General features: G+C 63.7%; 27 protein-coding genes and 2 pseudogenes. 20 read left to right on the top strand and 9 right to left on the bottom strand.

Annotated elements, in window-relative coordinates:
- Positions 1-59: 59 nt before the first annotated feature.
- Complete coding sequence (locus JQ621_RS05610) at positions 60-1,202, top strand: mechanosensitive ion channel family protein (RefSeq protein ID WP_212233385.1); 1,143 nt, start codon at positions 60-62, stop codon at positions 1,200-1,202.
- Positions 1,203-1,224: 22 nt separating this feature from the next.
- Here JQ621_RS05610 and JQ621_RS05605 read toward each other — a convergent pair whose 3' ends face one another.
- On the bottom strand, positions 1,225-2,205 hold the full coding sequence (locus JQ621_RS05605; protein WP_212233384.1) for a tripartite tricarboxylate transporter substrate binding protein: 981 nt from the start codon (positions 2,203-2,205) through the stop codon (positions 1,225-1,227).
- A 109-nt stretch (positions 2,206-2,314) separates the two neighbouring features.
- On the opposite strand from JQ621_RS05605, the gene JQ621_RS05600 reads away from it, so the two are divergent.
- The 8 genes from JQ621_RS05600 (at position 2,315) to JQ621_RS05565 (ending at position 9,509) form a co-directional block, all read left to right on the top strand.
- Positions 2,315-3,025, top strand: a complete 711-nt coding sequence (locus tag JQ621_RS05600) for a TetR/AcrR family transcriptional regulator (RefSeq protein ID WP_212233383.1) — start codon at positions 2,315-2,317, stop codon at positions 3,023-3,025.
- 74 nt (positions 3,026-3,099) lie between these two features.
- On the top strand, positions 3,100-4,059 hold the full coding sequence (locus JQ621_RS05595) for an amidohydrolase family protein (RefSeq protein ID WP_212233382.1): 960 nt from the start codon (positions 3,100-3,102) through the stop codon (positions 4,057-4,059).
- Entirely contained in the window at positions 4,059-4,943 is an 885-nt protein-coding gene (locus JQ621_RS05590) for an amidohydrolase family protein (protein ID WP_212233381.1), read from the top strand. The genes JQ621_RS05595 and JQ621_RS05590 overlap by 1 nt, the downstream gene beginning before the upstream one ends.
- A complete protein-coding gene (gene dctA / locus JQ621_RS05585; protein WP_212233380.1) occupies positions 4,940-6,241 on the top strand; it encodes a C4-dicarboxylate transporter DctA in 1,302 nt (433 codons plus the stop codon). Before JQ621_RS05590 ends, dctA begins: the two co-directional genes overlap by 4 nt.
- A 66-nt stretch (positions 6,242-6,307) precedes the next feature.
- Positions 6,308-7,021, top strand: coding sequence for a PIG-L deacetylase family protein (locus JQ621_RS05580; RefSeq protein WP_011086622.1), 714 nt, complete (start codon positions 6,308-6,310; stop codon positions 7,019-7,021).
- On the top strand, positions 7,018-7,701 hold the full coding sequence (locus JQ621_RS05575) for a 4-carboxy-4-hydroxy-2-oxoadipate aldolase/oxaloacetate decarboxylase (protein ID WP_212233379.1): 684 nt from the start codon (positions 7,018-7,020) through the stop codon (positions 7,699-7,701). The genes JQ621_RS05580 and JQ621_RS05575 overlap by 4 nt, the downstream gene beginning before the upstream one ends.
- Positions 7,702-7,725: 24 nt before the next feature.
- Complete coding sequence (locus JQ621_RS05570; protein WP_212233378.1) at positions 7,726-8,595, top strand: ABC transporter substrate-binding protein; 870 nt, start codon at positions 7,726-7,728, stop codon at positions 8,593-8,595.
- The gene (locus JQ621_RS05565) at positions 8,595-9,509 is read left to right on the top strand and encodes a DUF1932 domain-containing protein (protein WP_409334181.1); all 915 of its coding nucleotides are present in this window, start codon (positions 8,595-8,597) and stop codon (positions 9,507-9,509) included. Before JQ621_RS05570 ends, JQ621_RS05565 begins: the two co-directional genes overlap by 1 nt.
- A 111-nt stretch (positions 9,510-9,620) precedes the next feature.
- On the opposite strand, the gene JQ621_RS05560 is transcribed toward JQ621_RS05565, so the two are convergent.
- From JQ621_RS05560 to JQ621_RS05550, 3 genes are all read right to left on the bottom strand, one after another.
- Positions 9,621-9,938, bottom strand: a complete 318-nt coding sequence (locus JQ621_RS05560) for a hypothetical protein (RefSeq protein WP_212233377.1) — start codon at positions 9,936-9,938, stop codon at positions 9,621-9,623.
- Between the two features lie 154 nt (positions 9,939-10,092).
- The gene (locus JQ621_RS05555; RefSeq protein ID WP_212233376.1) at positions 10,093-11,298 is read right to left on the bottom strand and encodes an amidohydrolase family protein; all 1,206 of its coding nucleotides are present in this window, start codon (positions 11,296-11,298) and stop codon (positions 10,093-10,095) included.
- 36 nt (positions 11,299-11,334) lie between these two features.
- Entirely contained in the window at positions 11,335-12,612 is a 1,278-nt protein-coding gene (locus JQ621_RS05550; protein WP_212233375.1) for an amidohydrolase family protein, read from the bottom strand.
- Positions 12,613-12,831: 219 nt separating this feature from the next.
- On the opposite strand from JQ621_RS05550, the pseudogene JQ621_RS05545 reads away from it, so the two are divergent.
- Positions 12,832-13,170, top strand: a pseudogene (locus JQ621_RS05545) (efflux transporter periplasmic adaptor subunit); the annotation flags it as partial.
- Between the two features lie 128 nt (positions 13,171-13,298).
- Here the strand turns inward: JQ621_RS05545 and JQ621_RS05540 are convergent.
- The 3 genes from JQ621_RS05540 to JQ621_RS05530 form a co-directional block, all read right to left on the bottom strand.
- Positions 13,299-14,273, bottom strand: coding sequence for an ABC transporter substrate-binding protein (locus JQ621_RS05540; protein ID WP_212233374.1), 975 nt, complete (start codon positions 14,271-14,273; stop codon positions 13,299-13,301).
- A 204-nt stretch (positions 14,274-14,477) separates the two neighbouring features.
- Complete coding sequence (locus tag JQ621_RS05535; RefSeq protein ID WP_212233373.1) at positions 14,478-15,689, bottom strand: acyl-CoA dehydrogenase family protein; 1,212 nt, start codon at positions 15,687-15,689, stop codon at positions 14,478-14,480.
- Between the two features lie 56 nt (positions 15,690-15,745).
- Positions 15,746-17,371, bottom strand: coding sequence for a long-chain fatty acid--CoA ligase (locus tag JQ621_RS05530; RefSeq protein ID WP_212233372.1), 1,626 nt, complete (start codon positions 17,369-17,371; stop codon positions 15,746-15,748).
- A 187-nt stretch (positions 17,372-17,558) separates the two neighbouring features.
- Here JQ621_RS05530 and JQ621_RS05525 point away from each other — a divergent pair, with 187 nt between their 5' ends.
- The 7 genes from JQ621_RS05525 (at position 17,559) to JQ621_RS05495 (ending at position 23,375) form a co-directional block, all read left to right on the top strand.
- Positions 17,559-19,412, top strand: coding sequence for a flavin-containing monooxygenase (locus JQ621_RS05525; protein ID WP_212233371.1), 1,854 nt, complete (start codon positions 17,559-17,561; stop codon positions 19,410-19,412).
- A gap of 4 nt (positions 19,413-19,416) precedes the next feature.
- Positions 19,417-20,223: a shikimate dehydrogenase family protein gene (locus JQ621_RS05520; protein WP_212233370.1), complete on the top strand. Its 807-nt coding sequence runs from the start codon at positions 19,417-19,419 to the stop codon at positions 20,221-20,223.
- A gap of 128 nt (positions 20,224-20,351) precedes the next feature.
- The gene (locus JQ621_RS05515) at positions 20,352-21,170 is read left to right on the top strand and encodes a lytic murein transglycosylase (protein ID WP_212233369.1); all 819 of its coding nucleotides are present in this window, start codon (positions 20,352-20,354) and stop codon (positions 21,168-21,170) included.
- Positions 21,171-21,283: 113 nt separating this feature from the next.
- Positions 21,284-21,505, top strand: coding sequence for a hypothetical protein (locus JQ621_RS05510; RefSeq protein WP_027532266.1), 222 nt, complete (start codon positions 21,284-21,286; stop codon positions 21,503-21,505).
- Positions 21,506-21,517: 12 nt separating this feature from the next.
- Positions 21,518-21,940, top strand: coding sequence for a hypothetical protein (locus JQ621_RS05505; RefSeq protein ID WP_212233368.1), 423 nt, complete (start codon positions 21,518-21,520; stop codon positions 21,938-21,940).
- A 380-nt stretch (positions 21,941-22,320) separates the two neighbouring features.
- Positions 22,321-22,767, top strand: a complete 447-nt coding sequence (locus JQ621_RS05500; RefSeq protein WP_212233367.1) for a MaoC family dehydratase — start codon at positions 22,321-22,323, stop codon at positions 22,765-22,767.
- Positions 22,768-22,871: 104 nt separating this feature from the next.
- The gene (locus JQ621_RS05495; RefSeq protein WP_212233366.1) at positions 22,872-23,375 is read left to right on the top strand and encodes a hypothetical protein; all 504 of its coding nucleotides are present in this window, start codon (positions 22,872-22,874) and stop codon (positions 23,373-23,375) included.
- 21 nt (positions 23,376-23,396) lie between these two features.
- Here the strand turns inward: JQ621_RS05495 and JQ621_RS05490 are convergent.
- Positions 23,397-23,612, bottom strand: a pseudogene (locus JQ621_RS05490) (efflux RND transporter permease subunit); the annotation flags it as partial.
- 59 nt (positions 23,613-23,671) lie between these two features.
- Here JQ621_RS05490 and rnz point away from each other — a divergent pair.
- Complete coding sequence (rnz, locus tag JQ621_RS05485) at positions 23,672-24,577, top strand: ribonuclease Z (RefSeq protein ID WP_212233365.1); 906 nt, start codon at positions 23,672-23,674, stop codon at positions 24,575-24,577.
- 118 nt (positions 24,578-24,695) lie between these two features.
- Positions 24,696-24,899, top strand: a complete 204-nt coding sequence (locus tag JQ621_RS05480; protein WP_212233364.1) for a hypothetical protein — start codon at positions 24,696-24,698, stop codon at positions 24,897-24,899.
- 30 nt (positions 24,900-24,929) lie between these two features.
- On the opposite strand, the gene JQ621_RS05475 is transcribed toward JQ621_RS05480, so the two are convergent.
- A complete protein-coding gene (locus tag JQ621_RS05475; RefSeq protein WP_212233363.1) occupies positions 24,930-25,790 on the bottom strand; it encodes an IclR family transcriptional regulator in 861 nt (286 codons plus the stop codon).
- Positions 25,791-25,959: 169 nt separating this feature from the next.
- Between JQ621_RS05475 and JQ621_RS05470 the strand changes: the two genes are divergently transcribed.
- Complete coding sequence (locus JQ621_RS05470; protein ID WP_212233810.1) at positions 25,960-26,850, top strand: dihydrodipicolinate synthase family protein; 891 nt, start codon at positions 25,960-25,962, stop codon at positions 26,848-26,850.
- The last annotated feature ends 13 nt before the right edge of the window (positions 26,851-26,863 follow it).

Below are 26,863 nucleotides of genomic sequence, written 5' to 3'. Positions count from 1 at the left end.
GGGGAGCGAAGCGCGCGGGAATGAGTTGGCAGGGTGCGAATGCAATGCCGGGGACATGAATGAACAAACAGGCTCTCATGGCCGACATCGAGACGATGTTCGGGTGGATACCGTCGTGGATCGTTGGTCTGGGCCTCGTCGCCGGGGCGATCCTGCTTGCGCTGGCCTTCTATCGGCTCGCCGTCTGGCTGCTCAATCGCACATTCGGAACCCGGCTTCCCCTGCTGAGCGTGTTCATCGAGCGAACGTCCGGACCGGCGCAGCTGGCGCTGTGTCTGGCCGGCGTTGCATTGGTGTTACCGCTCGCGCCGCTGGATGATGCCTTTCGAACGCCGCTGACGAGCCTGTTCGTCGTCGCCTTCATCGCGCTGATCGGCTGGATCTCGATCCGGATCGTCGACATGAGCGCGGCGCGTTATTTGCTGAACTTTCGCGATGTCACCGAGAATTTCGTCGCGCGCAAGCATGTCACCCAGGTCCGCGTCTTCAAGCGTGTGATCGACATCATCATCGCCATCATCACGGTGTCGACCGCGTTGATGACATTCGACTCGGTCAGGCAATATGGCGTCAGCCTGTTTGCCTCCGCCGGTGCCGCCGGTATCATCGTCGGTCTTGCCGCCCGGCCGCTGCTCAGCAATCTGATTGCGGGCCTGCAGATCGCCATCACCCAGCCGATCCGGATCGAGGATGCCGTCATCATCGAGAACGAATGGGGCTGGGTCGAGGACATCGCCGCGACCTATGTCGTGATCCGGCTGTGGGACTGGCGCCGCATGGTGGTGCCGCTGTCCTACTTCATCGAAAAGCCGTTCCAGAACTGGACCCGCGACACAGCGTCCCTGATCGGTGTGATCGCGCTCCATGTCGATTATCGCGCCGACGTGCCGCGCATCCGACGCTGGCTGGAGGGCGCGGTGAAGGAGTCGAAACTGTGGGACGGCGCGGTCGTCAATCTCCAGGTGATCGACGCGGATGCGCGCACCATCGAGCTGCGTGCGCTGGTCAGCGCGCGCAATGCGCCGCAGTCCTGGGACCTGCGCTGCGAGATGCGGGAGAGACTGATTGCCTTCATCCGCGACGAGATGCCGGAAGCCCTGCCGCGCGAACGCGCGATCCTGATCCCGCAGGCAGGAGCCGACGAGACCGAGTTTACGCAGCGAGCCGCACCGGAAAAGATGCGCGCACGCGCCCGCAACTGAGTTCGCGTGTAAAAAGCCCTCCTCACTGCGCGCGGATGTCGGCAGCCTTCAGCACCGGCTCCCATTTGGTTGCCTCGGCGTGCATGTAGGCATCAAAATCCTTGGCGGAGGAGCCGACCGCTGCTGCGCCGACCTTGTTGAGCGTTGACAGCACGTTCGCATCTTGGAGCGCCGCTTTCAGATCGGTCTCAAGCTTTGCGACGATCTCCGGCGGCATTTTCGCAGGTCCCAGCACGCCCCACCAGACCGAAACGTCGTAGCCGGGGACACCTGATTCAGCGACCGTCGGCACATCGGGCAACGCCTTGGAGCGCTCGGCCGATGTCACCGCGAGCGCGCGCACCGGGCCGCCTTCGAGCTGGCCGATCGCTTCCGCGAGCGGATTGATGCTGAGCGGGATCTCGCCCGATATCACCGCGGTCAGTGCCGGCGCGCCACCCTTGTAGGGGATCGCGACGATCTTGGTGCCCGACATGTATTTCAGAAGCTCGCCGGCGAGATGCGCCGAGGTGCCATTGCCGGACATGCCGTAGGAGAGCTTGTCCGGCTCCTTCTTGGCAGCGGTGAAGAGATCACTCAGCGTCTTGTAAGGGCTGTCCTTCGCCACCACGATCGCCAGCGGCGAGGACGCAACTTCGCTGATCGCGGTGAAATCCCTGAAGGTATCGTAGGGCATGCTCGGATAGATGAATTGATTGAGCGGATGGCCGCTCGCGACCAGGATCAGGGTGTAGCCATCGGGCGCGGCTTGTGTCAGGGCCTGCGAGGCAACGATGCCGCCGGCGCCGGGGCGGTTGTCGATCACGGGCTGCTGGCCCCAGGTTTTTGCGAGGGCCTGGCCGAGCGTGCGGGCGAGTACGTCGACCGCGCCGCCGGCCGCGTAAGGCACAAGGATGTGGACCGGCTTGCTCGGATAGGCGTCGGCGGCCTGCGCGACATGGCCCGCCAGCAGCAGACCGGCGCTCAGCATCAAAGCGCCGATCTTCTTGTTGAGACCCGGCATATTTCAGCACTCCCTGGGGGCATTCGCATCCGCGCGGATGGCTGCTTCCGGACGCTGCCCATGGTTTTTGTTGACGAGACCTGATCTTTTGTACGATAGTACAAATCACATGGTACGCAAGCCCACCAGCAAGGAAACGGCCCGCAAGCCGAACATGCGCGAGGCGATCCTCGCCGCGGCGGAGGAACTGTTCGCCACCAACGGCTTCAATGCCGTCTCGGTGCGCGATATCGCGCAGGCTGCCGGGGCCAATCCCGGCAGCGTGACCTATCATTTCAAGACCAAGGACGGCCTGCTGCTGGAGATCTACCGGCGCCATTGCGGCCCGATGAATCTTCGCCGTTCCGAGCTGCTCGCCGCCGCCAGGCGGGTGCGCGATCTCCATGACCGGCTGGAAGCCATCGTGCGCGCCTATGTGGTGCCGGCCTTCACCTCGGGCAGCGATCTCGCCGGGGGCGGGGCGCGCTTCACGCGGCTGCGTGCCGTGATGTCGGCCGAGGGTAACGAGGTCGCGCGAAAAATCATCGCGCAGACGTTTGACGATACCAGCCACGCCTTCATCGATGCGATCCACGACAGTCTGCCGCACATTCCGCGCACCGACATCGTCTGGCGCAGCCACTTCCTGCTCGGCGCACTCTATTATTCGCTGGTGACGCCGGATCGGGTCTCGCGCCTCTCGCGCGGTGAGGCCGACGGTGGCGATCCCGCCAATGCGATCGAGCAATTGGTGCAGGCAACCGTGGCCGCGTTCCAGGCGCCGGCTCTGGATCAGGCCGCGCCCGCACGACGGCGCGCGGTTGCCAGCAGCAAGACTTGAAAGAAATCGCCCGAGAGGAGGCGCGTCACAGCGCTTTCGCTCGCAAGCGGACATGTAACGGGGTGTTTGAGGACATGAACAGGCGGGAGTGCTTGCGTCTCTTCACCGGACTGACCGGCGCTGCGCTCGCGGGCGAGGCGCGCGGGCAGGCAGCGGAATCGAAGTCGATCCCGACGATCGACCCGCCGGATCCCAATCCCAGGACGCCGTCGCTCAAGCTGCCGCCGAGATCCTGCGACAGTCACACCCACATCTTTGGACCCGCGTCGCGCTATCCGTTCTCCGAAAGGCGGCCATACAACACGGCCGATGCGCCGCTGGAGACCTTCCGCAGCGTGCACGAGAAGATCGGCGTCGAGCGCTGCGTGATCGTCAATGCCACGGTGCATGGCACCGACAATCGCGTCGTGACCGATGCCATCGCCCAGAGCGAGGGCGCCTATAAGGGCATCGCCAATGTCAACGACGAGATGACCGAGAAGGAGCTTTCGGCGCTCGACAAGGGCGGCATTTGCGGTTGCCGTTTTGCGTTCCTCAAGCGCCTCGGCGGCGTCGGCGACATGGCCAAGTTCCAGCGCATCGTCCACCGCGTCGCTGAGCTCGGCTGGCATATCGACGTCTATTTCGAGCCGGGCACCATCGCCGAGTTCGCGCCAATTCTCACGGCGCTGCCGACACCCTATGTAATCGATCACATGGGCACGGTGCAGGCGGGGAAGGGTCTCGACGATTCCGGCTTTACTGCGCTGCTCGACCTCCAGAAGAAGGACGAGAAGTGCTGGGTGAAGATCACCGGCCTTGAACGTGCCTCGGCCGCAGGCAAGCCGTTCCACGATGCGGTGCCGTTTGCGAGGGCGCTGATCGACAATGCGCCCGATCGCGTCATCTGGGGCACCGACTGGCCACATCCCAACGTCAAGATCATGCCCAATGATGGCGAGATCGTCGATCTGATCCCGCTTTATGCGCCGGACGAGGCGATCCGGCAGAAGCTGCTGGTCGACAATCCCGCGCGCCTTTTCAGGTTCGGTTGATGACCATGATGTACACGCCGACCATTCCGCCGCCGGACCCGAACACGCGCACGCCGAAGTTCAAGCTGCCCAGGCGGTCCTGCGACGCGCATTGCCACATCTTCGGCCCCGGCGCGAAATATCCTTACGCGCCCGACCGCTCCTACACGCCGCCGGACGCGCCGCTGGAAGACTTTAAGGCGCTGCACGCCAAGCTGGGCGTCGAGCGCGCGGTCATCGTCAATGCTAGCGTGCACGGCGTTGACAACACGGTGGCGCTCGACGCCATCGCGCAGAACAATGGGGCCTATCGCGCGGTCGCCAATATCGACGACACCATCACCGAGCAGGGGCTTGGCGTGCTGCACGAGGGTGGCTTCCGCGGTTGCCGCTTCAATTTCGTCCGCCATCTCGGCGGCGTGCCCGACAAGCGCGTGTTCAACCGCATCGTCGCGATGGTCGCACCGCTTGGCTGGCACGTCGATCTGCATTTCGATGCGATCGACCTGCCTGAATATGCCGACATGCTGACGAGGCTGCCGGTCAGCTACACCATCGACCATATGGGACGGGTCAAGGCCTCGGAGGGGCTTGACCAGCTTCCATTCAGGATCCTGATCGAGCTGATGCAGCGCGATGAGAAGTGCTGGGTCAAGATCTGCGGTTCGGAGCGCGTCTCCTCGGCCGGACCGCCCTTCACCGACGCGGTGCCGTTCGCGCGCAAAATCGTCGAGACCGCGCCTGATCGCGTCATCTGGGGCACCGACTGGCCGCATCCCAACGTCAAGGTGATGCCGAATGACGGCGACCTCGTCGATCTGATCCCGCTGTTCGCGCCGGAGGCGGAGTATCAGCAGAAAATCCTGGTCGACAATCCCGCGCGCCTGTTCGGGTTCGATAGATGACCGCAATGGCGATCGACAAGCCGCGCGGACGCGCCTGGTGGAAGGAGCTCTGGATCCAGGTGCTGATCGCCATGGCGGCCGGCATCGCGCTTGGGATCGTCAGTCCCGAGGCGGGCGCCAGGATGCAACCGCTGGGAGATGCCTTCATCAAAGCGATCCGGATGCTGATCGCGCCGATCATCTTCTGCACCGTCGTGCACGGCATCGCCCATATGGCCGACATGGCGCGGGTCGGGCGCGTCGCGGTCAAGGCGATCGTCTATTTCGAGATCATGACGACGATCGCGCTGATCATCGGTCTCATCGCGGTGAATCTGCTCAAGCCCGGCGCCGGCATGAATATCGACCCCGCCAGCATCAATGCCAGCGCGGTCGAGCCCTATGTCAAGCAGACCGCCGTGATCGGCTTCGTGCCGTTCCTGATGAACATCGTGCCGGCGACGTTCATCGGCGCGTTTGCCGAGGGTAATATTCTCCAGGTGCTGTTCATCTCGGTGCTCTGCGGCTTCGCGCTGGTGCAGCTCGGCGAGCGCGCCGCGCCGCTGGTCAGCCTGATCGACATCGCGGCCAGGATGGTGTTCGCCGTGGTCGGCTTCGTGATGTGGGCGGCACCGATCGGCGCGTTCGGCGCGATTGCGTTCACGGTCGGCAAATTCGGCGTCGGATCGCTGGCCTCGCTGGGCAAGCTTCTGGGCGGATTCTATCTGACCTGCCTGATCTTCATCGTCGTGGCGCTCGGCCCGGTGGCGCGGTTCTGCGGCTTCTCGCTGCTCAAGCTGATCCGCTACATCTGGGAAGAGCTCCTGATCTGCATCGCCACGACATCGTCCGAGACGGTGCTGCCGCGAATGCTGACCAAGCTGGAGAAGGCCGGATGCGAGAAGAGCGTGGTCGGGCTGGTGATTCCGACCGGCTATTCCTTCAATCTCGACGGCACTTGTCTCTATCTCGCCGCCGCCTCGGTATTCCTGGCGCAGGCGACCAACACGCCGTTTGGCCTCGCCGAGCAGATCGAGCTGCTGCTGATCCTGCTCGTGACCTCCAAGGGCGCGGCGGGCATCGCGGGTGCGGCCTTCGTCGTGCTGGCGGCAACGCTGTCGGCCACCGGCACAATTCCGGTGACCAGCGTGGCGCTGGTGCTCGGCATCCATCGTTTGATGTCGCAGGGACTGACGCCGACCAATCTGATCGGGAACGCGGTTGCGACCATCGCGATTGCCAAATGGGAAGGCGCGCTCGATGGCGAGCGGTTGAAGCGCGTGCTCGACGGTGAGGAACCAGCGGCTGCCGTCGCTTGACGAATTGGCTTCCGGCATGTGGCGGGGAGCTTATGATGTTTACGAACGAAAGAGGGGAGCACTCCCATGAAAACAGGTCTCGTGGTCACCGCCCATCCCGGCGATTTCGTCTGGCGCGCCGGCGGCGCCATCGCGCTGCATGCGAAGAAAGGCTATCGCATGAAGATCGTCTGCATGTCCTTTGGCGAGCGCGGCGAAAGCCAGTTCGCCTGGAAGGAAAAGGGCGCGACGCTGGAATCGGTCAAGGCCGGCCGCAAGGACGAGGCCGAGCGGGCGGCCAAGCTGCTAGGTGCCGAGATCGAGTTCTTCGACTGCGGCGACTATCCGCTGAAGCTCACCGAGGCGCATTTCGACCGCATGGTCGACATCTACCGCGAGCTCAATCCGAGCTTCGTGCTGACGCATGCGCTGGAAGACCCCTATAATTTCGATCACCCGAATGCGGCGCATTTCGCGCAGGAGACGCGCGTGGTCGCGCAGGCGATGGGCCACAAGCCCGGTGCGCAGTACAAATATTCGGCGCCGCCGGTGTTTCTATTCGAGCCGCACCAGCCCGAGCAGTGCAATTACAAGCCGGACTTGCTGCTCAAGATCGACGAGGTCTGGAAGGAGAAGTATGAGGCGTTCCAGATTCTCGCCGCGCAAAAGCATCTCTGGGGCTATTACGAGCGCGTCGCGCTCAACCGCGGCATTCAGGGCAGCCGCAACACCGGCGTGCCCATGACCTATGGCGAGGCTTATCAGCGCCTGTTCCCGACGGTTGCGGAGGAATTGGCATGAAGCCGGTCGTCGTTCGCAACATCAAGCGTGCCAATCCGGCCGGGATGGCGGACTGCGGCGTCTCGACCGTGCATGAGGCTTATGGCCGGCTCGGCCTGATGAAGCCTTATCTGCGGCCTGTCTGGGCCGGTGCGTCGATTGCGGGACCCGCCGTCACCGTGCTGGCGCAACCCGGCGACAACTGGATGATCCATGTCGCCGTCGAGCAGTGCCGGAAGGGCGACATCCTCGTCGTCGGCTGCACCACGGACAACACCGATGGCATGTTCGGCGAACTGCTCGCGACGTCGCTTCAGGCGCGCGGCGTGCAGGGGCTGATCATCGATGCCGGCTGCCGCGACGTCAAAGCGCTGCACGAGATGAACTTTCCGGTGTGGTCGCGCGCGGTCTCGGCCAAGGGGACGGTCAAGGCCACGCTCGGCTCTGTCAACGTCCCCGTGGTCTGTGCCGGCGTCAACGTCGATCCCGGCGACATCATCGTCGCCGATGACGACGGCGTCGTCGTGGTCCCGAAGCGCTACGCCGCTGAGGTCGCCGAGAAGGCCAAGAAGCGCAGCGCCGATGAGGGCGGCAAGCGCGCGCGTCTGGCGTCGGGCGAGCTTGGCCTCGACATGTACGGCATGCGCGAGGCGCTGGCGAAGGCCGGGCTTGTCTACGTGGACAATCCCGAGGACGTCTAAAGGGAAGAGAAGCGGAGCGCAGCGATGGATCGTCTCAAGCTGAGGGCCGTGCTCGGCAGTCACCCCCATGTCAAGGCGGTGAAGAGCGGCGAGCTCCGCTCCGCGCTGTTTGATCTCGACTTCATCGAGTACACGCCGACCAATACGGCGTTCAAGCCGATGGTGCGCGAGCAGGCGTTTGACGTCTGCGAGATGGCCATCGTCACCTATCTGATGGCGAAGGCGCACGGCAAGCCGCTCGTGCTCCTGCCGGCGACCATGCTAGGCCGCTTCCAGCACGCCTATGCGCTGTACAATCCAGCGCACGGGACGCTTGGCCCTGGTGATCTCGAGGGCAAGCGCGTCGGCATCCGCTCGTTTACGACGACGACCGGCGCCTGGATCAGGGGCATCCTCGCCAACGATTACGGCGTCGATCTCGACAAGATCAAGTGGGTCACGTTCGAGGATCCGCATGTCGCTGAGTATGTCGACACCACCGAGCGTGCGCCAAAGGACAAGAAGGTCTTGCAGATGCTGCTCGACGGCGAGGTCGACGCAGTCCTTGGCGAGACGTCGAACGATCCCAGGCTGACATCATTGTTTCCCGATCCGGCCGCGGAAGCCGCCAAATGGTACGCCCGCCGCGGCGTGGTGCCGGTCAATCATCTCGTGGTCGTGACCGGGCGGCTGGCAAAATCGCGCCCCGACGTGGTCGCGGGCGTCTATGATCTGCTCAAGCGGAACAAGGAACAGGCGGGGCCAGCGGCGACGCCGGACCTCCTTCCGTTTGGGATCGAGGCCAACAGAAAACCGTTGGAGCTGATCGTGGACTACGCATTCCAGCAGGCGCTGATCCCGCGCCGCTATGCGGTCGAGGAGCTGTTCGACGAGACGACACGAGGACTGAACTGATGGCGGATCCGAGGCGGTGGCAGGTCGGGCTGGTGGGCTATGGTGAGGTCGGCCGGATTCTCGCCGAGGATTTGCGCCAGCAGGACATCAAGGTCGCGGCTTACGACATCAAGCTCGGAGGCGAGCAGGGCGCTGCGCTGCAAGAGCATGCGGCCAGGTTCGGCGTGTTGCTCGCAGCTTCTCATGCCGAACTGACCGCGAAATCCGATCTCATCATTTCAGCGGTGACGGCAAGCCAGGCCGTACCCGTCGCAAAAGCCTGCGCTGATACGATCAACCAGGGCACCTGGTTTCTCGATTTCAACTCTGCATCCCCCGGCGCCAAGCAGCGCGCGGCGGCGCTGATCGACGGTGCGGCGGGTCGCTATGTCGAGGGCGCGGTGATGACCTCGGTGCCGCCCTATCGGATCAAGGTACCTCTGCTGCTCGGGGGACCCGGTGCGAAGGAGCTCGAGCCGCTGCTGAATGCGATCGGCTTTGCGGCCAGGGTTGCGAGCGACAAGCTCGGCGTGTCCTCAGCGGTGAAAATGTGCCGCAGCATCATGATCAAGGGCCTGGAGGCCATGGTCATCGAGAGTTTTACCACCGCACGCGCCTATGGCGTCGAGGACGCGGTGCTTGCTTCACTCACCGAGACATTCCCGAGCATCGATTGGGAGAAGCAGGGCGCTTATTTCTTCCAGCGCGTGATCGAGCAAGGCCGCCGCCGCGCCGAAGAAGTGCGCGAGGTTGCCGAAACCGTACGCGAGGCGGGGCTGACGCCGTGGTCTGCGCAAGGAACGGCCGAGCGGCAGGCCTGGGTTGCCGATCTCGCCGATGAAGGCCTGTTCGGCACGAAGGGAACGACGGAGTTCGCCCGGAGCGCCGATTGGCGTATCGAGGCGGATCGCATTCTGGCGAGGATCAAGCGCTAAACGCGCCGGCCTAAAGCGCGATGAGATTTGGATGAATCGTCATCGCGCTTTAGATTGTTGTTTGCGCATGATCTTTCCGGAAAACCGCTTCGCACTTTTCCGGATCATGCTTTAGCTCAGGATCCGGCCATCGTCGCGCAAGCCCGAGATCTCGTCGCGCGCGGCTTCGATCAAGCCGATCAGACTCTTGGCCTCACGGACGACGTCCGTGGTTCGCGCGCTGCGGAACTCGGTCAGGATCATGCGAACGCACTTGTCGGCGGTATCGAGCGTCCAGAGCGCCCGGGACATGTCGGCCTGCGAGTGAATTTCCGAGATATCGAGGCCCGACAGAACCTCGCCGATGCCATTCAAGCGCTTGATGGCCGTCTCGGCGGGCGTGCTGGCCCGGATGGACTGATAATCGATGCTGCTGAATGCGCCGAACATACCCATACTCTCCGCCCAACTCAGATGATCAGTGCGCAAGTCCCAGTATGGTTAGCCTGACCTTACTGGCAACGCGGGGAGCTACTGTCCGGGATTCTACTGGACTCGGTTTTGCAGGAGAACTGGGGGTAAATCGGGCTGAAAGGTCCGATAATCAGCCGCTTTTCCCGACGATCACCCCGTTAGACGCGACGAGCATACCTGCCTTGTAAACCGCGCGGCCCTGCGGCGCCGCGACCACGGCTTCCGGAACGTGCTCCGCGTTCAGCGTGACAAAATCGGCCTTTGCGCCGACACGTAGACCGTAGCCCTCCAGCCGCAGCGCCCTGGCGCCCGCCTCAGTGACGACATCGAACGCGACGCGCAGTTCCTCATCGACGTTGAAGCCGGAGCGATAGCCGAGCGTCATGGCCCGGCGCAGCATGTCGCCATCACCATAGGGCCACCAGGAATCGCGGATGTTGTCGTTGCCGCTGAACACGGTGACCCCGGCATTGCGCAGGATCAGGATCGGCGGAAAGGCGCGCGCCCCCGGCGCATTGGTCATGATGGCGACGCCGGAGCGGGCGAGGATTTCGGCGACGCTCTTGAGATGATCGGTGGAGATGTCGCCGAGCCCGTAGGCGTGGCTGATGGCGACATGGCCCTCCATGCCGAGCGCGCGCGTCCTCGCGGCGATCTGCTCGATCTCGAACGCGCCCAGCGAGCCCATGTCGTGCAGGTGAATGTCGACGTCGACGCCGCGCTTTTCGGCGACGCCGAACACGACGTCGAGATGCTTCTCGACATCGCGATCGAAGCTCGCAGGATCGAGCCCGCCGACGAGGTTCGCGCCGAGGCCGATCGCCGCGTCGAGCAATTCCGGTGTGCCCGGGCATGTCAGGATGCCGCTCTGCGGAAAGGCGACGAGCTGGATGTCGATCAAGCCCTTGTATTCCTCCCGTACGCGCAAGATCGTCTCGAGCGATTTCAGCCCGACGGAGCCGTCGACCATGACGTGGCTGCGCATCTGCGTCGAGCCGTGGCCGATGCAGAGATCGAGCTGGTTGCGCGCCCGCACCTCCATCGGCGCGGCCGCGGCCATGTTCTGGGCCTGGAAGGCGACGCGTTCGTGCACGTTGAATCCGTCAGTGCACGGCTTGTGCGGACGCCAGGCATCGCCATAGAAGCTGGTGTCGAGATGGATATGACCCTCGACGAAGCCGGGAACGACGAGGGCATTGCCGAGGTCAACCGTCTCGGCGCCGCTTGCGGGCGCGTCGGCCGGCAGGAGCGCGGCGATGCGACCGTCCTCGACCGCGATGTGATGCTGCGCTCCACCGTCGAAGCGTGCGTTCAGGAAGATCTTGTCGAAGGTCACCCGTTTGCTCCGTTGGTCGGTTTGGTGCTGCGCGATTTAGTGACGTGGGGACAGCAGCTTGGCGGGTGATCGCTCAAATGTCTGCCGGCCGTTCTTGAAGCCCATCAGGATATCCGGCAGCGCGGCGATGGCAAATCGGCTGTCCTTGATGTCAAGCACGACGAGGTCGGCGGGGTTTCCAACCGAAATTCCGTAGTCCTTGAGGTTCATCAGCCGTGCCGGCAGCTCGGTGACGAGATCGAGGCAGGTGTCGAAATCGCCGACGGACGCGTGGGCGACGTTGGCGTAGAAGTTCGCCATTCGCAGCAGCGAGGCATCGCCAAACGGCGTGAAGGGATTGAGCACATTGTTGGTCGCGACCGAGCAGACGATGCCGTCGGCCGCGAGCTTGTGTGCCAGTGTCAGTCCGCGCGGTGCGTTGTGGGTGGCCTCGCGCCCCATCAGATAGAGATCGGTCGCCGGCAGCACGGTGACGGCGACGCCGGCCTTCGCCAGTTGCGCCGTGGCGGCCTTCAGCCGCTCCGGCGGCAAGGCCGAGAGTTTTGTGACGTGACCGATCGCCACACGCCCCCCGTAATTGCGCTGCTCGGTCTGCCGGCAGACCTCCTGGAGATGCGACCAGGAGGGATCGAGATCGAAGTCGAGATGGAGATCGACGTCGAGGTCGAACTGCCGCGCGAGGTCGAAAATGCGCGCCAGATGCGCGTTGGGATCGGTGTCGGTATAGGGGCAACCGCCGATCGCGTCCGCGCCATCGCGCAGGGCCTCGACCAGCAGCTCCTCCGCTCCGGGATCGTTGGTGAGGCCTTCCTGCGGGAAGACGCACAGCGACAGATCGATCGCCCAGGCGTAATCGCGCTTAAGCTGCTTGATCGCCTCGAAGCTGCGCAGCCCGATGCGCGGGTCGATCTCGACATGGGTGCGCATCCGCGTCGTGCCGTGCACGATGGCGCGTTCGAGCACTTTGGCGCCGCGCGCATAGACATCCTCGCTGGTGAAATCCCGCTTCATCGCCGAGACGGCGCGGATGGCATCACCGAGCGTTCCGTGGATGTGGCCGCAGCGCTCGAGCAGGCAGGCCTTGTCGAGATGGATGTGGCTGTCGACGAAGCCGGGCAGCGCCAGCCGCCCCGCGACGTCGATCTCGACGGCCTCGCAGGCAAGCCTTGGGTCGAGCCTTGGGTCAAGCCTTGGCTCAAGCCTTGGCTCGATCGCGGCAATGCGTCCGTTCCTCACGCCGATATCGACGGGTGCGGCGGACGATCGCAACAGGGCGTTGCGGAAGATCAGGTCGAAGGCAGGCGGGGCGGCCATGGCACGGAATCTGGTTGGCGGGCTCATCGCAGTCGGCGAGGTCCTGATTGGGCGGCAATGTAGCGGAAACGAAGGGACGGCCGCCATATCGAAAGCCGCGATAGCTGGTAGACGCGGGCTGGTCTGGCGGCTGGCGCACGCCTGGGCTATCACGCCTCGATTGCGCCCGGCATGGCGGCGCCCCCCTTTTCAGGAGCTCCCGATGCGTCTGGCTGCCGTTCCGCCGGCAAGGGTGTGATGGCGCTGGTCGACAGCGACACGCTGAACGTCGAAGGTTATTTCGAAGAGACCAAGCTCGCGCGCATCCGCGTCGGCGACAAGGTGCAGGTTCGCCTGATGGGCGAGAGAGGCACGCTGTCGGGCCATGTCGAGAGCATCGCCGCCGGCATCGAGGACCGCGACAGTGCCGAGGGCGCAAGCCTGCTCGCCAACGTCAACCCGACCTTCAGCTGGGTGCGGCTCGCCCAGCGCGTGCCCGTGCGCATCGCGCTGGATCGGGTGCCGGACAACGTGTCGCTCGTCGCAGGGCGCTCGGCGACCGTGGAAGTGCTGAACTAGGCTGTGCACTCATTAAGGAGCTGGCCGCCTGATGTCCGCTCAACCCCTGACAGCGGCGGGAAAGCGGACGTCTGCCGAGGTCGCTGAAGGGCCACTACTGAACTCATGCGCAGCAGCAAACCACATCTCTATTCGATCACCGCGTCCGCCCGACTGAGGAGCGTCGTGGGAATAGTTAGGCCGATCTCGTTCGCTATTTTCAGATTGATTACCAACTCAAATTTAGTTGGCTGCATGACCGGCAAATCAGAGGCCTTTTCACCTTTAAGTATACGACCGACATAAATGGCCGCCTGACGCCAAGTGTCTGTCTTGTCGGGGCCGTAGCTAATCAATCCTCCGGTGTCTACCTCCTCGCGCCCAGTGTAGATACCCGGAATTTTGTAGTGCAGGGCTTGGCTGGCAATTCGGTCATGGCCAACAAAGCCAAAGAACGGGTCGGTGCTCACGATGAAGGCTTCGATCTTCAACTGCGCCATGGTCTCAAATGCCACATCCACGTCGCTGATGGTGCTGGTATTGAGTACGTGAAGATGTTGCTCCAGGGCCGTTGCCGCTGCCTTGCCTTCCTCGATCTGGCGCTCCGCAAGTGTGCCCTGGGGATTAACCAGCAGCGCCACCTCAGTTGCCCGCGGCAATATCTCTCTTATTATCTCCATTCGCTTCGCGAGCAACGCGGCACCTATAAAGGTGGCGCCTGTGACGTTTCCACCGGGGTGATTAAGGCTATCGACAAGGCCGTCTGCGACTGGATCTCCGCCATAAGCAAAGACGATGGGTATGGTCGTGGTCGCCGCTTTGGCGAGGCGTGCCGGGACCGGTGATCCCGTCGCAAAGATGGCGTCCACCTGGCTCCTGACCAGACTTTCCGCGAGCGCAGGCAGCCGGTCGAACTGGCCGTTGGCTGAGCGTTCGACGATGGTGAGATTGCGGCCATCCTCGTAACCGGCCTCCTTGAGACCGGCATGGATTGCATTCATTACCCAAGCTGGTCGCGCCAATGCCAGCAATCCCATCACTGGCATTGCTGTTTGTCCGGCGCGTGCCGCAATCGACCAGGCGGCGGTGCCTCCTGCTAGTGCAATGAATTTCCGCCGCCTCATGCGGTACCTCATTCGCGTAGGTCAGCCTTGCTGGCGGGACGTTACATCATTCACTTGCGATTGACATCCGTTCCAAGCCATCTATGCGGCCGCTTCGGGTCAAACTCGACAAACTCAGCGTGAGCATAATGTGTCCGCTTTCGCGCACATCGCGGCCGTCCCGTCGGCTGGCTCGGCGCTAGTGAGTCCGCGCCCTGGTTGTCTCTACGCGTTCGAATATTTCTTCAGCTCAAACCGCGCGATCTGGTTCCGGTGCACTTCGTCCGGCCCGTCGGCGAGGCGAAGCAGGCGTGCGGTGGCGTAGGCTTGCGTCAGGCCGAAATCGTTGGACGTGCCGCCGCCGCCATGCGCCTGGATGGCCCAGTCGATGATCTGGCAGGCCATGTTGGGCACGGCGACCTTGATCATCGCGATCTCGGCTTTCGCCACCTTGTTGCCGACCGTGTCCATCGCGTAAGCGGCATTCAGCGTCAGCAGCCGGGCCTGCTCGATCATGATGCGGGATTCGGCGATGCGCTCCTGCGTCACGGTCTGCTCGGACACCGGCTTGCCGAAGGCGACGCGGCTGCGCACGCGCCGGCACATCTTTTCCAGCGTGCGTTCGGCAAGCCCGATCAGCCGCATGCAATGATGGATGCGGCCGGGGCCGAGGCGGCCCTGCGCGATCTCGAAGCCGCGGCCTTCGCCGAGCAGCATGTTCTGTTTCGGCACGCGCACATTGGTGAAGATGACTTCGGAGGCGCGGTCGGGCACGCCGTAGAAGCCGAACACGGGCAGGGGCCGTTTCACTTCGATGCCGGGCGTGTCCATCGGCACCAGGATCATGGATTGCTGCTTGTGGCGGTCCGGATTGTCGGGATCGGTCTTGCCCATGAAGATGCAGATCTTGCAGCGCGGGTCGGTTGCGTTGGTCGTGTACCATTTGCGACCGTTGACGACGTAATGGTCGCCGTCGCGCACGATCGAACTCTCGATGTTGGTCGCATCCGACGATGCGACCGCAGGTTCGGTCATGGCGAAGCAGGAACGGATTTCGCCCGCGAGCAGCGGCTTCAGCCAGCGCTCCTTGTCTTCCGTCGTACCGTAACGCTCCAGCACCTCCATGTTGCCGGTATCGGGCGCCGAGCAGTTGAACACTTCGGGCGCGAGATGCGACCGCCCCATCACCTCGCAGAGCGGGGCGTATTCGAGATTGGTGAGGCCTGCGCCATGGGTGGACTCCGGAAGGAACAGGTTCCAGAGACCTTCGGCTCGCGCCAGCGGCTTCAGCTCCTCGACCACGGGATAGACCTTCCACGGCCCGAGCTCTTCGGCCTCTCGGTAGAACCGCTCCTCGTTCGGATAGATGTGCCGGTCCATGAAGCTCTCGAGCCTGCGCTTGAGCTCGACCACCTTCGGCGACATCGGGTAGAGCATGTGTCGTCTCCTCGATCGACGGGCAGCGTGACGGCTTTGTCCTGAGCAGGACCGGCCTAGCCGACGCGATACCCTTTGAACTTTTCGCGCAGCGCCGATTTGAGCACCTTGCCGGTGCCTGTCATCGGGAATTCGTCCAGGAATTCGACCGCATCCGGCATCCACCAACTCGCGATCTTCGGACGCATGTGGTCGAGCAGGGTTTTCGCGTCGACGGTTGCGCCCTTCTTGCGGACGACCAGGAGGAGGGGGCGTTCCTGCCACTTCTCATGCGCAATCGCGACCACTGCGGCTTGCAGCACGTCGGGGTGGGACAGGGCGATGTCCTCGAGCTGGATCGAGGAGATCCATTCGCCGCCGGACTTGATCACGTCCTTGGAGCGGTCGGTGAGCGTGACATGACCGTACTGGTCGATCACGGCCATGTCGCCGGTGATCAGCCAGCCATCCTTGTCGAGCCCTTCATCGAGCTTCATATAGCCGGAGGCGACCCAGGGGCCGCGCGCGCGCAAGTGCCCGACCGTCTTGCCGTCGCGGGGCAGTTCAACGCCGGCGTCGTCGACGATACGCAAGGTCGTGCCGAAGCAGGCGCGGCCCGAGACCTGGCGCCGGTCGAAGATCTCGGTCTCGCTGAGATGCTCCGAACCCGGACGCAGGCCCGGCATCGAGCAGCCCAGCGCCTCGGTCATGCCCCAGGCCTGGACATAGTCGATCTTGTAGTCGCGCTTGAGCTTCTCGATCATCGCGCGCGGGGGCGCCGAGCCCGACGACAATGTTGCGCGCAGGGTCGAGAATCTGTTGCCGGTGCGGCCCAGCCAGTCGAGCAGGATCAGCCAGAAGCTCGGCACGCCGGCCGACACCGTCACCTTCTCGCCCTCGAGCAGTTCGTAAAGCTTGTCGGGCTCGTAGTTGCGGCCGGGCAGCACCAGCTTCGAGCCGGTGTAGGGCGCGGTGAAGGGCATGTTCCAGCCATTGCCGTGGAACAAGGGTGCCATCGGCATCATGACCTCGCGCACGCCTTCCATGTGGCCCGGCAGGAAGTCGAGGCCGGAGCAAACCATGGTCTGAAGCAGGGCGGCGCGGTGCGAATAGATCACACCCTTGGGATTCCCCGTCGTGCCCGAGGTGTAGCAGATGGTCGATGCGGCTTTCTCGTCGAACAGCGGCCAGGCAAAGCCCGCGTCGTTCTCCCTTTCAAGAAGATCCTCGTAGCAATGCACGTTCGCAAGCTTCGTCTCCGGCATGCGCTCGCGCGATGACATGATCACGTAGGCCTCGACCGTCGTCAGTTGCGACGCGATCGCTTCGACGATCGGCAGCGTCGCGCGGTCGACGAAGAGAAGGCGGTCTTCGGCATGGTTGATGATGTAGACGAGCTGCTCCGGAAACAGCCGCGGATTGACGGTGTGCAGCACATAGCCCATGCCCGGCGCTGCGTAGAACATCTCGAAATGGCGATGCGTGTTCCAGGCCAGCGTGCCGACGCGGTCGCCTTGATTGAGGCCGAGCCGCTTGAGCGCCAGCGCCATGCGCTTGATGCGTGGGTGAGCATCGGCATAGGTATAGCGATGGATGTCGCCTTCGATCTCGCGCGCGACGATCTCGGCCTCGCCGTGGTAGTCGGCGGCATACTGGATCAGGCCGCTGATCAAGAGCGGCATGTCCATCATCAATCCCTGCATCGTCCCCTCCGAAAAGTCGTTCGCTTCAGTTCATGTCGTTGCGTGACGCATGTGCGATTGCATTCAAGGTAGCGGAACGCCGCGTTACGTCCACGCAAAAAACTGGTGACGCGATTGCATGCGTCACTTTTTCAGGGCTAACTGGCACGAATTGACGGTCGAAGCAGTGCCGCGGTGGAGGAGATCGATGTCAGCGGAAAGACACAAGACCGGCGCAGCCGGTGCGCCTAGCGTCGACATCGAGGCCTTGCGCGCGCGCTATCGCGATGAGCGCGACCTGCGTCTGCGCTCCGAGGGCAAGGCGCAATATGTCGAGGTGGCCGGCGGCTTTGCCCGCTATCTCGACGATCCCTGGGCCGATCCCGGATTTGCGCGCGCGCCCCTCAGCGAAGAAACCGAGGTCGTCATCGTCGGCGGCGGCTTCGGAGGCCTGCTCTGCGGCGCGCGTCTTCGCGCGGCCGGCATCGCCGATTTCCGTATCGTGGAAAAGGCCGCCGACTTCGGCGGCACCTGGTACTGGAATCGCTATCCAGGAGCGGCCTGCGATACCGAGAGCTACATCTATCTGCCGCTGCTGGAAGAGACCGGCTACATGCCGGTGCGCAAATATGCGCGTGCGCCAGAGATCTACGAGCACTCCCGTCGCATCGGCCGTCACTTCGCGCTTTACGATCGCGCGCTGTTTCAGACCGTGATCTCGCGCATGCAATGGGACGAGGCCGAGGGACGCTGGCTGGTCGAGACCGATCGCGGCGATCGCATCCGCGCGCGCTTCGTCATTCTCGCCGGAGGCCCGCTCAGTCGTCCGAAGCTGCCGGGCATCCCCGGCATCGAAACGTTCAAAGGCCACAGCTTCCACACCAGCCGCTGGGATTATGCCTATACGGGCGGCACTGCCGAGGGCAATCTCGATGGTCTGGCCGACAAGCGCGTCGGCATCATCGGCACCGGCGCCACGGCAGTGCAATGCGTGCCGCATCTCGGTCGATCGGCGAAGGAGCTCTACGTGTTCCAGCGCACGCCGTCCGCGATCGGCGTGCGCGCCGACCGCCCGACGGATACCGCCTGGGCGGAAAGCCTCAAGCCCGGCTGGCAGCGCGAGCGGATGGACAATTTCACCGCCGTGATTTCAGGCGAGCCGTTCGAGCAGGATCTGGTGCAGGACGGCTGGACCGGCCTGCTCGGCGAGATATTGCTGGCGCCGCGCCGCCAGCCACAGCCGGTGACCTCGATGGAAGAGGCGCTGAAGGTGATCGAGCAGGCCGACTATCGCAAGATGGAGGAGATCCGGGCCCGGGTCGATGCGATCGTGAAGGACGGGGCGGCCGCGGCGGCGCTCAAGCCCTGGTACAAGGCGTTCTGCAAGCGGCCGTGTTTTCACGACGAATACCTCGACACATTCAATCGGCCCAATGTGCATCTCGTCGACACCAAAGGCAGGGGCGTCGAGCGCATCACCGAGAATGCGGTCGTCGTCGACGGCAAAGCCTATGAGCTGGACTGCCTGATCTACGCCAGCGGTTTCGAAGTCGGCACCGACTATGCGCGCCGCATGGGTTTTGAGGTTTACGGCCGCGACGGCATGAGCCTGTCCGAGCGCTGGCGCGATGGCGTCAAGACGATGCATGGCTTTTACAGCCGCGGCTTTCCGAACTGCTTCCTGATCGTGACGGTGCAGGCCGGCCAGAGCGCCAACTTCCCGCACATCATCGACGAGCAGTCGCAGCACATTGCCTATGTGATCGCAGAGGCGCGCAAGCGCGGTGCAAGGACCCTGGAGCCGACCCTCGCTGCGGAGAACGCCTGGGTCGACGAAGTCGTCAAGGCCGCGGTCGGCCGCCAGACCTATCTCGCCGAATGTACGCCCGGCTACTATAACAATGAAGGCGTGTTCGATCCGATCGCCGCGCGCAACAGCCAGTATTGGCGCGGGCCGATGGCGTTCCTGCGGCTGCTGGCCAATTGGCGCAAGGAAGGCCGTCTGGACGGACTGGAATTGACCTATGGGGCGGACGCTGGCGGCACGCCTGTCCCGGCGTGATGTGATGATTTCGGCCCCGTCAGGCGCAACGCGGCTCTACGTGATCGTTGGCGATCCCATTGCCCAGGTGCGTTCGCCCGCGGGGGTGTCGGCCGAGTTTGCCGCGCGCGGTCACGACGGCATGCTGGTGCCTGTCCAGGTCGGGGTTGCGGACCTGCCGGATTTTCTCTCGGTGGCGAGCCGGTTGAAGAATCTCGACGGCATCGTTGTGACGATCCCGCACAAATTCGCCTGCTACCAGATCTGCACCAGCGCGACCGATCGCGCGCATTTCCTGCGTACCGTCAACCTGATGCGCCGGCGCGCCGACGGTTCGTGGCATGGCGACATGGTGGACGGGCTCGGCTTTCTCGGCGCCGCACGGGCGAAGGGCGTAGATCCCAGGGGGATGCGGGCGCTGCTGGTCGGCGCCGGCGGTGCCGGCTCGGCCATCGCGCTTGGACTGGTCGAGGCCGGCGTCCGGGAGCTCGCGATCCATGACAGTTCGGCAGAGCGGCGGGATGCGCTGATCGGCCGGCTCGATCAACTCGGCAAAGCACCCGTGCGGGTGGGCAGTATCGACCCCGCCGGCTTCGATTTCGTTGCCAATGCGACGCCTGCCGGGATGAACGACGGCGACGCGCCGCCGGTCGATGTGAGCGGGCTGGCGCCCTCGACCTATTGTGGCTGCGTCATCACAAAGCCCGAGATTTCGCCTTTCATCGCGGAGGCCCGGAAGCTTGGCTGCGTCACAGCGACGGGAACCGACATGTACCAGCAGCACCAGAGCATCATGGTGGACTTCCTGCTCGGGATCGACGGCGAACGATGAGCCTTTGATTCATGTCAAGCGCATTGCTTGCCTTGATTGCACCGGTCGGGGCTTGAGCAGGCGCGGCTGACGTAGGATCATGCCCGGGCGCGAGCCGGTCGCGCAGTTTGAGAAGAGGATACGCAGGAATGACCAAGGGCAGGACCGTTGCGACGGCGATGATCGGCGCGGCTGCGCTGTTGTTGTCCTTGGTGCCCAGCGTCCATGCCGCGCAATGCGGCAACGGGCCCGGCGGGTTCGAGGCCTGGAAGCGCGAGTTCAGCGCGGAGGCGCAGGGCAAGGGCATCGGCCAGACCGCGATCTCGGCGTTGATGCAGACCAATTACGCCAGCGCGACCATCAATGCCGACCGCAGCCAGCACAGTTTTTCGCTGTCGCTCGACCAGTTCCTGGCCAAGCGCGGCGCGACCACCATCGTGGCGCGCGGCCGGTCGCTGAAGCAGTCGCAGGCCGCGATGTTCGCTTCGATCGAGCAGCGCTACGGCGTACCGCCGGGCCCGCTGATCGCGATCTGGGGCATGGAAACCGGTTTCGGCAGCCAGCGCGGCAACCAGAACATGCTCTCGTCGATCGCGACGCTGGCCTATGACTGCCGCCGCCCTGAATTCTTCACCGAGCAGCTCTATGCGGCACTGAAGCTGATCGACCGCGGTTCGCTGTCGGGCTCGACCCGCGGCTCCATGCATGGCGAGGTCGGCCAGACCCAGTTCATGCCCAAGAACATCCTCGCCTACGGCACCGGCAATCTCGATGTCGCCGCCAACGCGCTGAGCTCGACGGCGAATTTCCTGAAAGCCAATGGCTGGCGTGCGGGAGCCGGTTACCAGCCCGGCGAGCCGAATTTCGCCGCCATCCAGGCGTGGAATGCAGCCGGCGTCTACCAGAAGGCCATCGCGCTGATGGGCCGGCAAATCGATGGGGGTGGCGGGGCGGCAGCAGCGCGCTGAGGCGCTCCGCAAGGCGTGACTGGACCGTGCGTGAGAAAGTTGTAGCAATCAGGAACTGACGGCACGAGGTTTGCTTAGATCAAGTTCAGGGCTGGGCATGAGGAGAACTCAACATGGCTACCCAGATCGTGATGGATCAGACGGGCGATACGCGCCACGAGTTTGATCCCGAAAATGCCGAAGCGTTGGCGCGGGCCGAACAACGCTTTCGGGAGTTGACCGGCGCGGGCTTTACCGCCGCGTACCGGACCGGGCCGGGCGAAGTCACGCGTATCAAATCGTTCGACCCGACGGCGCGGGAAACGCTGTTCTATCCCCGCCTGGTCGGCGGTTGATCTGAACGGCCCATGATCGCGGTCTTCAGGCTCCGCGCGCCCGCGCGGGCGCGTTTGCACGCGCTCCGCGAGCTCTACCGGCGCTTCTTCGGCGAGAATACGCCGGAAGCGCGGGGAAGGCGGCTGCTGTCCGAATGGCTGTCCGATGAGCAGCGCGCTCAGTTCGAGCAGCACCGGCATTTCGACGTCATCGGTTGCGACAGCGGCAAGCGCTATCGCATCCATTACGGCACCGCCGCCAACGTCCACGAGGTCGACGCATCAGGCAATGCTACGATGGGGTGGTGCTTCGTCCCGTCAGGTTTCCTCGTGCCCGGCGACGTGATGCTGGCGCAGAAGATTGCGCTCGAGACGGACGAGAAGGGGGCCTTAGCGCTCGCCAACCGGTTTCCGCCGGCGACGCATTCGGAGCACTTCTACCGGCGGCCGTTCTAGCGACGCGCGTTGACTAGTGCGTGGTGCGATAGGCATCCAGCGCATGCGCCGCAAAGACGGCAATGCTGCAAAGCGCGAGCAGGACAGAGATGAATTCGATCATCGTTCGTCCTCCCCAAGCGGCTGGGCGACGAGATGCTGGCAGCAGGCATATTCGTAGATCAGGTCGAGGAAGAATTGCATGACGCACGTCCCTGTATGATTTTGACGGTTAGATAACCGTCCATCTGTTTCAGGCGTGTTTCGTCGAACTGGGAAACGGGTTTCGCGGGGAACCGGGATCTAGCCCGCGAGCGGCCGAGCCGCTACATCCCAAATCCAATCCATCCCCTTAGCCGTGCGCAACGCGCGGGCGGCACGTCACATTTCGAGGCAAAATCATGGCACAGGTCGCCTGGTTCGACGATCTCACCGTCGGCATGCGTTTCAAATCCCCCGAGGTTGTGGTGAGCGAGGCCGACATCAAGCGGTTTGCCGCCGAATTCGACCCGCAGCCAATGCATCTGGATCACGAGGCCGCCAAGGACACCTTGTTCAAGGGCCTGGCGGCCTCGGGTTGGCACACCGCCGCGATTGCCATGAACCTCGCAATCCAGACCCGTCCCTTCGGGCCGCACCCGCTGATCGGTGCCGGCGTCGACGGGCTGCGCTGGACGCTTCCGGTGCGACCGAACGACCGCGTGCACCTGGTCGGCGAAGTCATGAGCCTGACGCCATCGAAGTCGAAGCCGCAGGGCATCGCCTTGGTGAAATGGACGATGTTCAACCAGAACGGCGAGGAGGTTTACACCTTCACCCCGATCGCGATTGTGCCGCGGCAGCCCTAGGCGATTTACGCCGTTGAGCTCCGGCCGGGGGGACCGGCCGAAGCTCTTGCGGCGTGCCGGGAGAGGTGATCAGTTTGGCCCCGGGGAAAACGCTGGAGGCCGACATGAAAAGATTCCGTCTTGCCGCTGCGCTGCTTGTGGGCGCCTTGAGTGCCGCGCCTGCGGTCGCGCAACAATCCAAGGTCGGTGACTGGACCATCGAGAAGCGCACGCAGGACACTCACTGCAACGCCAGCCGCGGCTACAAGGACAAGGACAAGGACGACGAGAACCGCGACTACGTCATCGTCATCACCTATTCCGACAAGGCCATCGTGATCGTGATGATCTATGACGGCTGGGAGTGGGACAAGGTCGGCGAGATCCTGAAAGCCGACGTCGGCACCGACGATGCCGACATCATGTCGAAGGCGAAGTGGGAAGTCATGGACAAGACCACGGTGCGCGGCATCTTCGAGTACGACCAGTCGATCATGGATCGCCTGTCGAAAGCCAAGCGTCTCACGCTGGACTTCGAGGACGATGACGACGACAGCATCGAGATGCAGATCCCGCGCGCGGGCGAGGCGCTCGCCGCGCTGAAATTCTGCGAGGAGAACCGGAAATAGCTGTCGGTCGCCGGCGCCGCACGGCTTCATGCCGGCGAGGGTCCGCAGCAGCACATCCAACACCGGCGTCAGGAACAGACCGAACACGGTGACGCCGATCATGCCGGAGAACACGGCAAAGCCAATGGCGCGGCGCATTTCTGAGCCGGCGCCGCTGGATAGCACCGGTGGCAGTACGCCCATGATGAACGCCATCGACGGCATCTGGATCGGGCGCGCGAAGCCGAGGCGTAGTCGAAGCCCGCATAAGGCGCCAAGACTGGACGAGCCACCGTCCGCCGGACAAAGTGACATCCATGTTCACCCTGACATTTCTCGGCACCTCGGCCAGCGTTCCATCCGCAGAGCGCAACCATCCTGCGCTTCTTCTTGAGGTCGCGGGCCAGCGCATGCTCATCGACTGCGGTGAAGGCACGCAGCGCCAGCTGCTGCGGAGCGGCGCCGGCTTTCGCCGACTTGATCGCATCCTGCTCACGCATGGTCATCTCGATCACGTGCTCGGCATCCCCGGCCTGTTCTCGACATTGGGACTACGGCAGACGTCCGAAATGATGACGATGCATGGCGGGCCCGGCACGCTCGATCTCGTCATCCGCATGCTGGCAGGCCTGTGGGGCGAGGGCCGGGCGCCGATTCCCGTACGGTTCGCGCCGCTGTCCGAAGGGCAGGTCGTCGACGCCGGCGATTTCACCATCGCCTGTTTTCCGGTCCGCCATCGCGACACCGACAGTTTTGGCTTCGTCTTCCAAACTCCCGCGCGCCGCCACCTCTTGCCCGATCGACTGTCTGCGCTTGGTGTGCCTGATGGTCCCATGCGCGGTGAGCTTGCCGCAGGGCGGCCCATCACCATTGAAGGCGGCCGGACGATCGATCCTCAGGATGTTCTGGGGCCGCCGAGCGGCGGCAAGAAGCTGGTCGTGATCGGCGACATCGAGACCACCGAGGGTCTGTCAAAACACCTGGAAGATGCCGATCTGCTGGTCATCGAGGCGACGTTTTTGGATCGGGATGCGTCGACAGCACGGGACTATGGCCATCTCACTGCGGCAGAGGCGGCCCGGCTTGCTGCGTCGAACAATGTGCAGCAGCTCGTGCTCACGCATCTGTCGGGCCGCTATGAGGACGACGAGATCCTGGCCGAGGCGGCAGCGATTTTTCCGAAGGTCCGGATCGCCGCAGACTTCGATCGTATCGTTGTTTAGGCAGTCCGTTGCATGGCCATTAATGTTACCTGTCAAGGTTGACGCGACTTCATTCCCGCAGCCCTGCGCCTGCACGATATTTTCGAGGATCAGAAATCGGCTTGTATTGAGAGTAGTTATGTCCCGTTCCGTTGAATTGATCGTAGAAGGCTATGTGAGGCTGAATGATCGCGACGCGCTGGAAGATATTCTGGCGCACCGTCAGGATCTGCTTCGGCAGCTGGTCACTGTGACCGGCGTCGATCCCAAGCAGACCATCGCCCAGGTGAGTGAGGAAATCACCATCATCGAGACCGGACTTGCATCGCTCGTGCCGGAATAGAAGTCGGGCTGCGTTCGACTGGAGAGGCGATCAGCTCAACAAGCCTGACTTGATCGCGAGCTCCTGCACCTTGTTCGTCAGCTGCATCAGTTTCGGCAGCGCCTGGTCGCGAAAAGTCGGCATGTCCATGCGGATTGCGTCCACCGTGACGCTCAATCCTGCGATCACGGAACCCTGCGCGTCGAGGATGGGCGTCGCCAGGGTGCGGAGGCCGTAGGCGTTCTCGCCGTCGGAGACGGCATGGCCCTTCTTCTTCACCTGATCGAGCCGGGTGAGCAGGGCGTCGAGGTCGGTCAGCGTCCGCTCCGACAGCTTGACGCGCGGCCGAGATTCCAGCCGCTGGATTTGATCCTCGCGCTGAAGATGCGCCAGCATGGCGTGGCCGAGCGCCGCGCTGTAGGCGGGGATGCGCGTGCCCGGCCTGCGGTCCATCTTGTAGCGATCGAGGCCTGCACTGACGCGCGCGAGATAGATGACGTCGCCACCATCGAGGATGCCAAGCGAGGCTGCATCGCCGGCCACAGGCACGAGATCGCGCAGCAGAGGCTCGACGATGGCGCGCAGAGAGCCGTGCGACAGCACGGTGTAGCCAAGGTCGAGGCAGGCGACGCCGAGGCGGAACCGGCGGCTCTGCGGCACCGCCTGGAGATAGCCGAGCTCGATCAGGGTCTGGATCAGCCGGAACGCCGTGCCGCGGTCGAGATCCGCGCGGGCGGCAACTTCACTCAGCGTGAGTTCGAAGGCCTCGCTGGTGAAACTCTCGAGCACGGCAAAGGCCTTGCCGACAGAGGCGACGTAATTCTTCGGATTATTCTTGGGATTCCTGCTCTCGGGGGCTTTCAGAGCCGCTTCCGATGATAGCTTCGCTGCCTTCTTTTCGACCTTGGCCATGTCTGTATGCCCTGCCATGACAGCCGCAGCCCTTGACGCCGTGGCAGCCTGATCTTACCAACGGGACAGATTATAACAAATGTTCGCATTCCGAACAACATCGATCTGACGATCGGAGGAAGCCTTGTCGATATCGTCGCTCCACCCCCAATCCTTGCATCCAAATGGCGTGTTCTCCGCTGCGCTGACGCCGCTCGATGCCGAGCTCGCGCCCGATCATGCGCGCTTCCTCGCGCATTGCCGTTACCTGCTGGACGAAGGCTGCGACGGCATCGCCATGCTCGGCACAACGGGGGAGGCGAACTCCTTTTCGGCCTCCGAGCGCACCGCGCTGCTGGAGGCCGTGATCGCCGGCGGCATCAAGCCGAACCAACTGCTGCCGGGCACCGGCGTCGTTGCGTTCACCGAGACCATCGCGTTGACGCGCCACGCCCTGTCGGTCGGCGTCGAGACCGTGGTCATGCTGCCGCCGTTCTACTACAAGAACGTCAGCGACGACGGCGTCTATGCTGCCTATAGCGAGATCATCCAGCGTATCGGCAATGCCAGGCTGAAAATCGTGCTCTATCACATCCCGCAGATGTCGATGCAGCCGATCTCGCATGCGCTGATCGAGCGACTGCGCAAGGCCTATCCGTCCACCATCGTCGGTATCAAGGATTCCTCCGGCGACTTCGCCAACATGACCGCGATGGTCGAGCGCTTCCCCGGCTTCTCGGTTCTGACCGGCGCCGACCCTCTGCTGCTGCCGCTGTTGCGCAAGGGCGGCGCGGGCTGCATCACCGCGACTTCGAACCTCGTAGCGCGCGATCTCGCCTATGTCTTCAAGCATTTCCGCGACAGCGACGACGACGCGGCGCTCAAGGCGGCGCAGGCGCGGATCGTGAAGGCGCGTGAATTGGTCTCGCGTTTTGCGCAGATGCCTTCGCTGAAGGCCCTGATGGCCGAGCGGACCGGTCACGCTGGCTGGCAGCGTCTGCGGCCGCCCCTGGAGAACTTGCCGGCGGCTCAGGTGAAAGAGCTGCTTGCGAATGCTGGGGCACTCGCGGCTGCCGCGTAGGGCGGACGGGAAC

This window comes from Bradyrhizobium manausense, from assembly GCF_018129685.1.
In the GTDB taxonomy this organism is placed as follows: domain Bacteria; phylum Pseudomonadota; class Alphaproteobacteria; order Rhizobiales; family Xanthobacteraceae; genus Bradyrhizobium; species Bradyrhizobium manausense_D.
The sequence above is the reverse complement of the archived record's forward strand: the minus strand, read 5'-3'. Positions and strand labels throughout refer to the sequence as shown.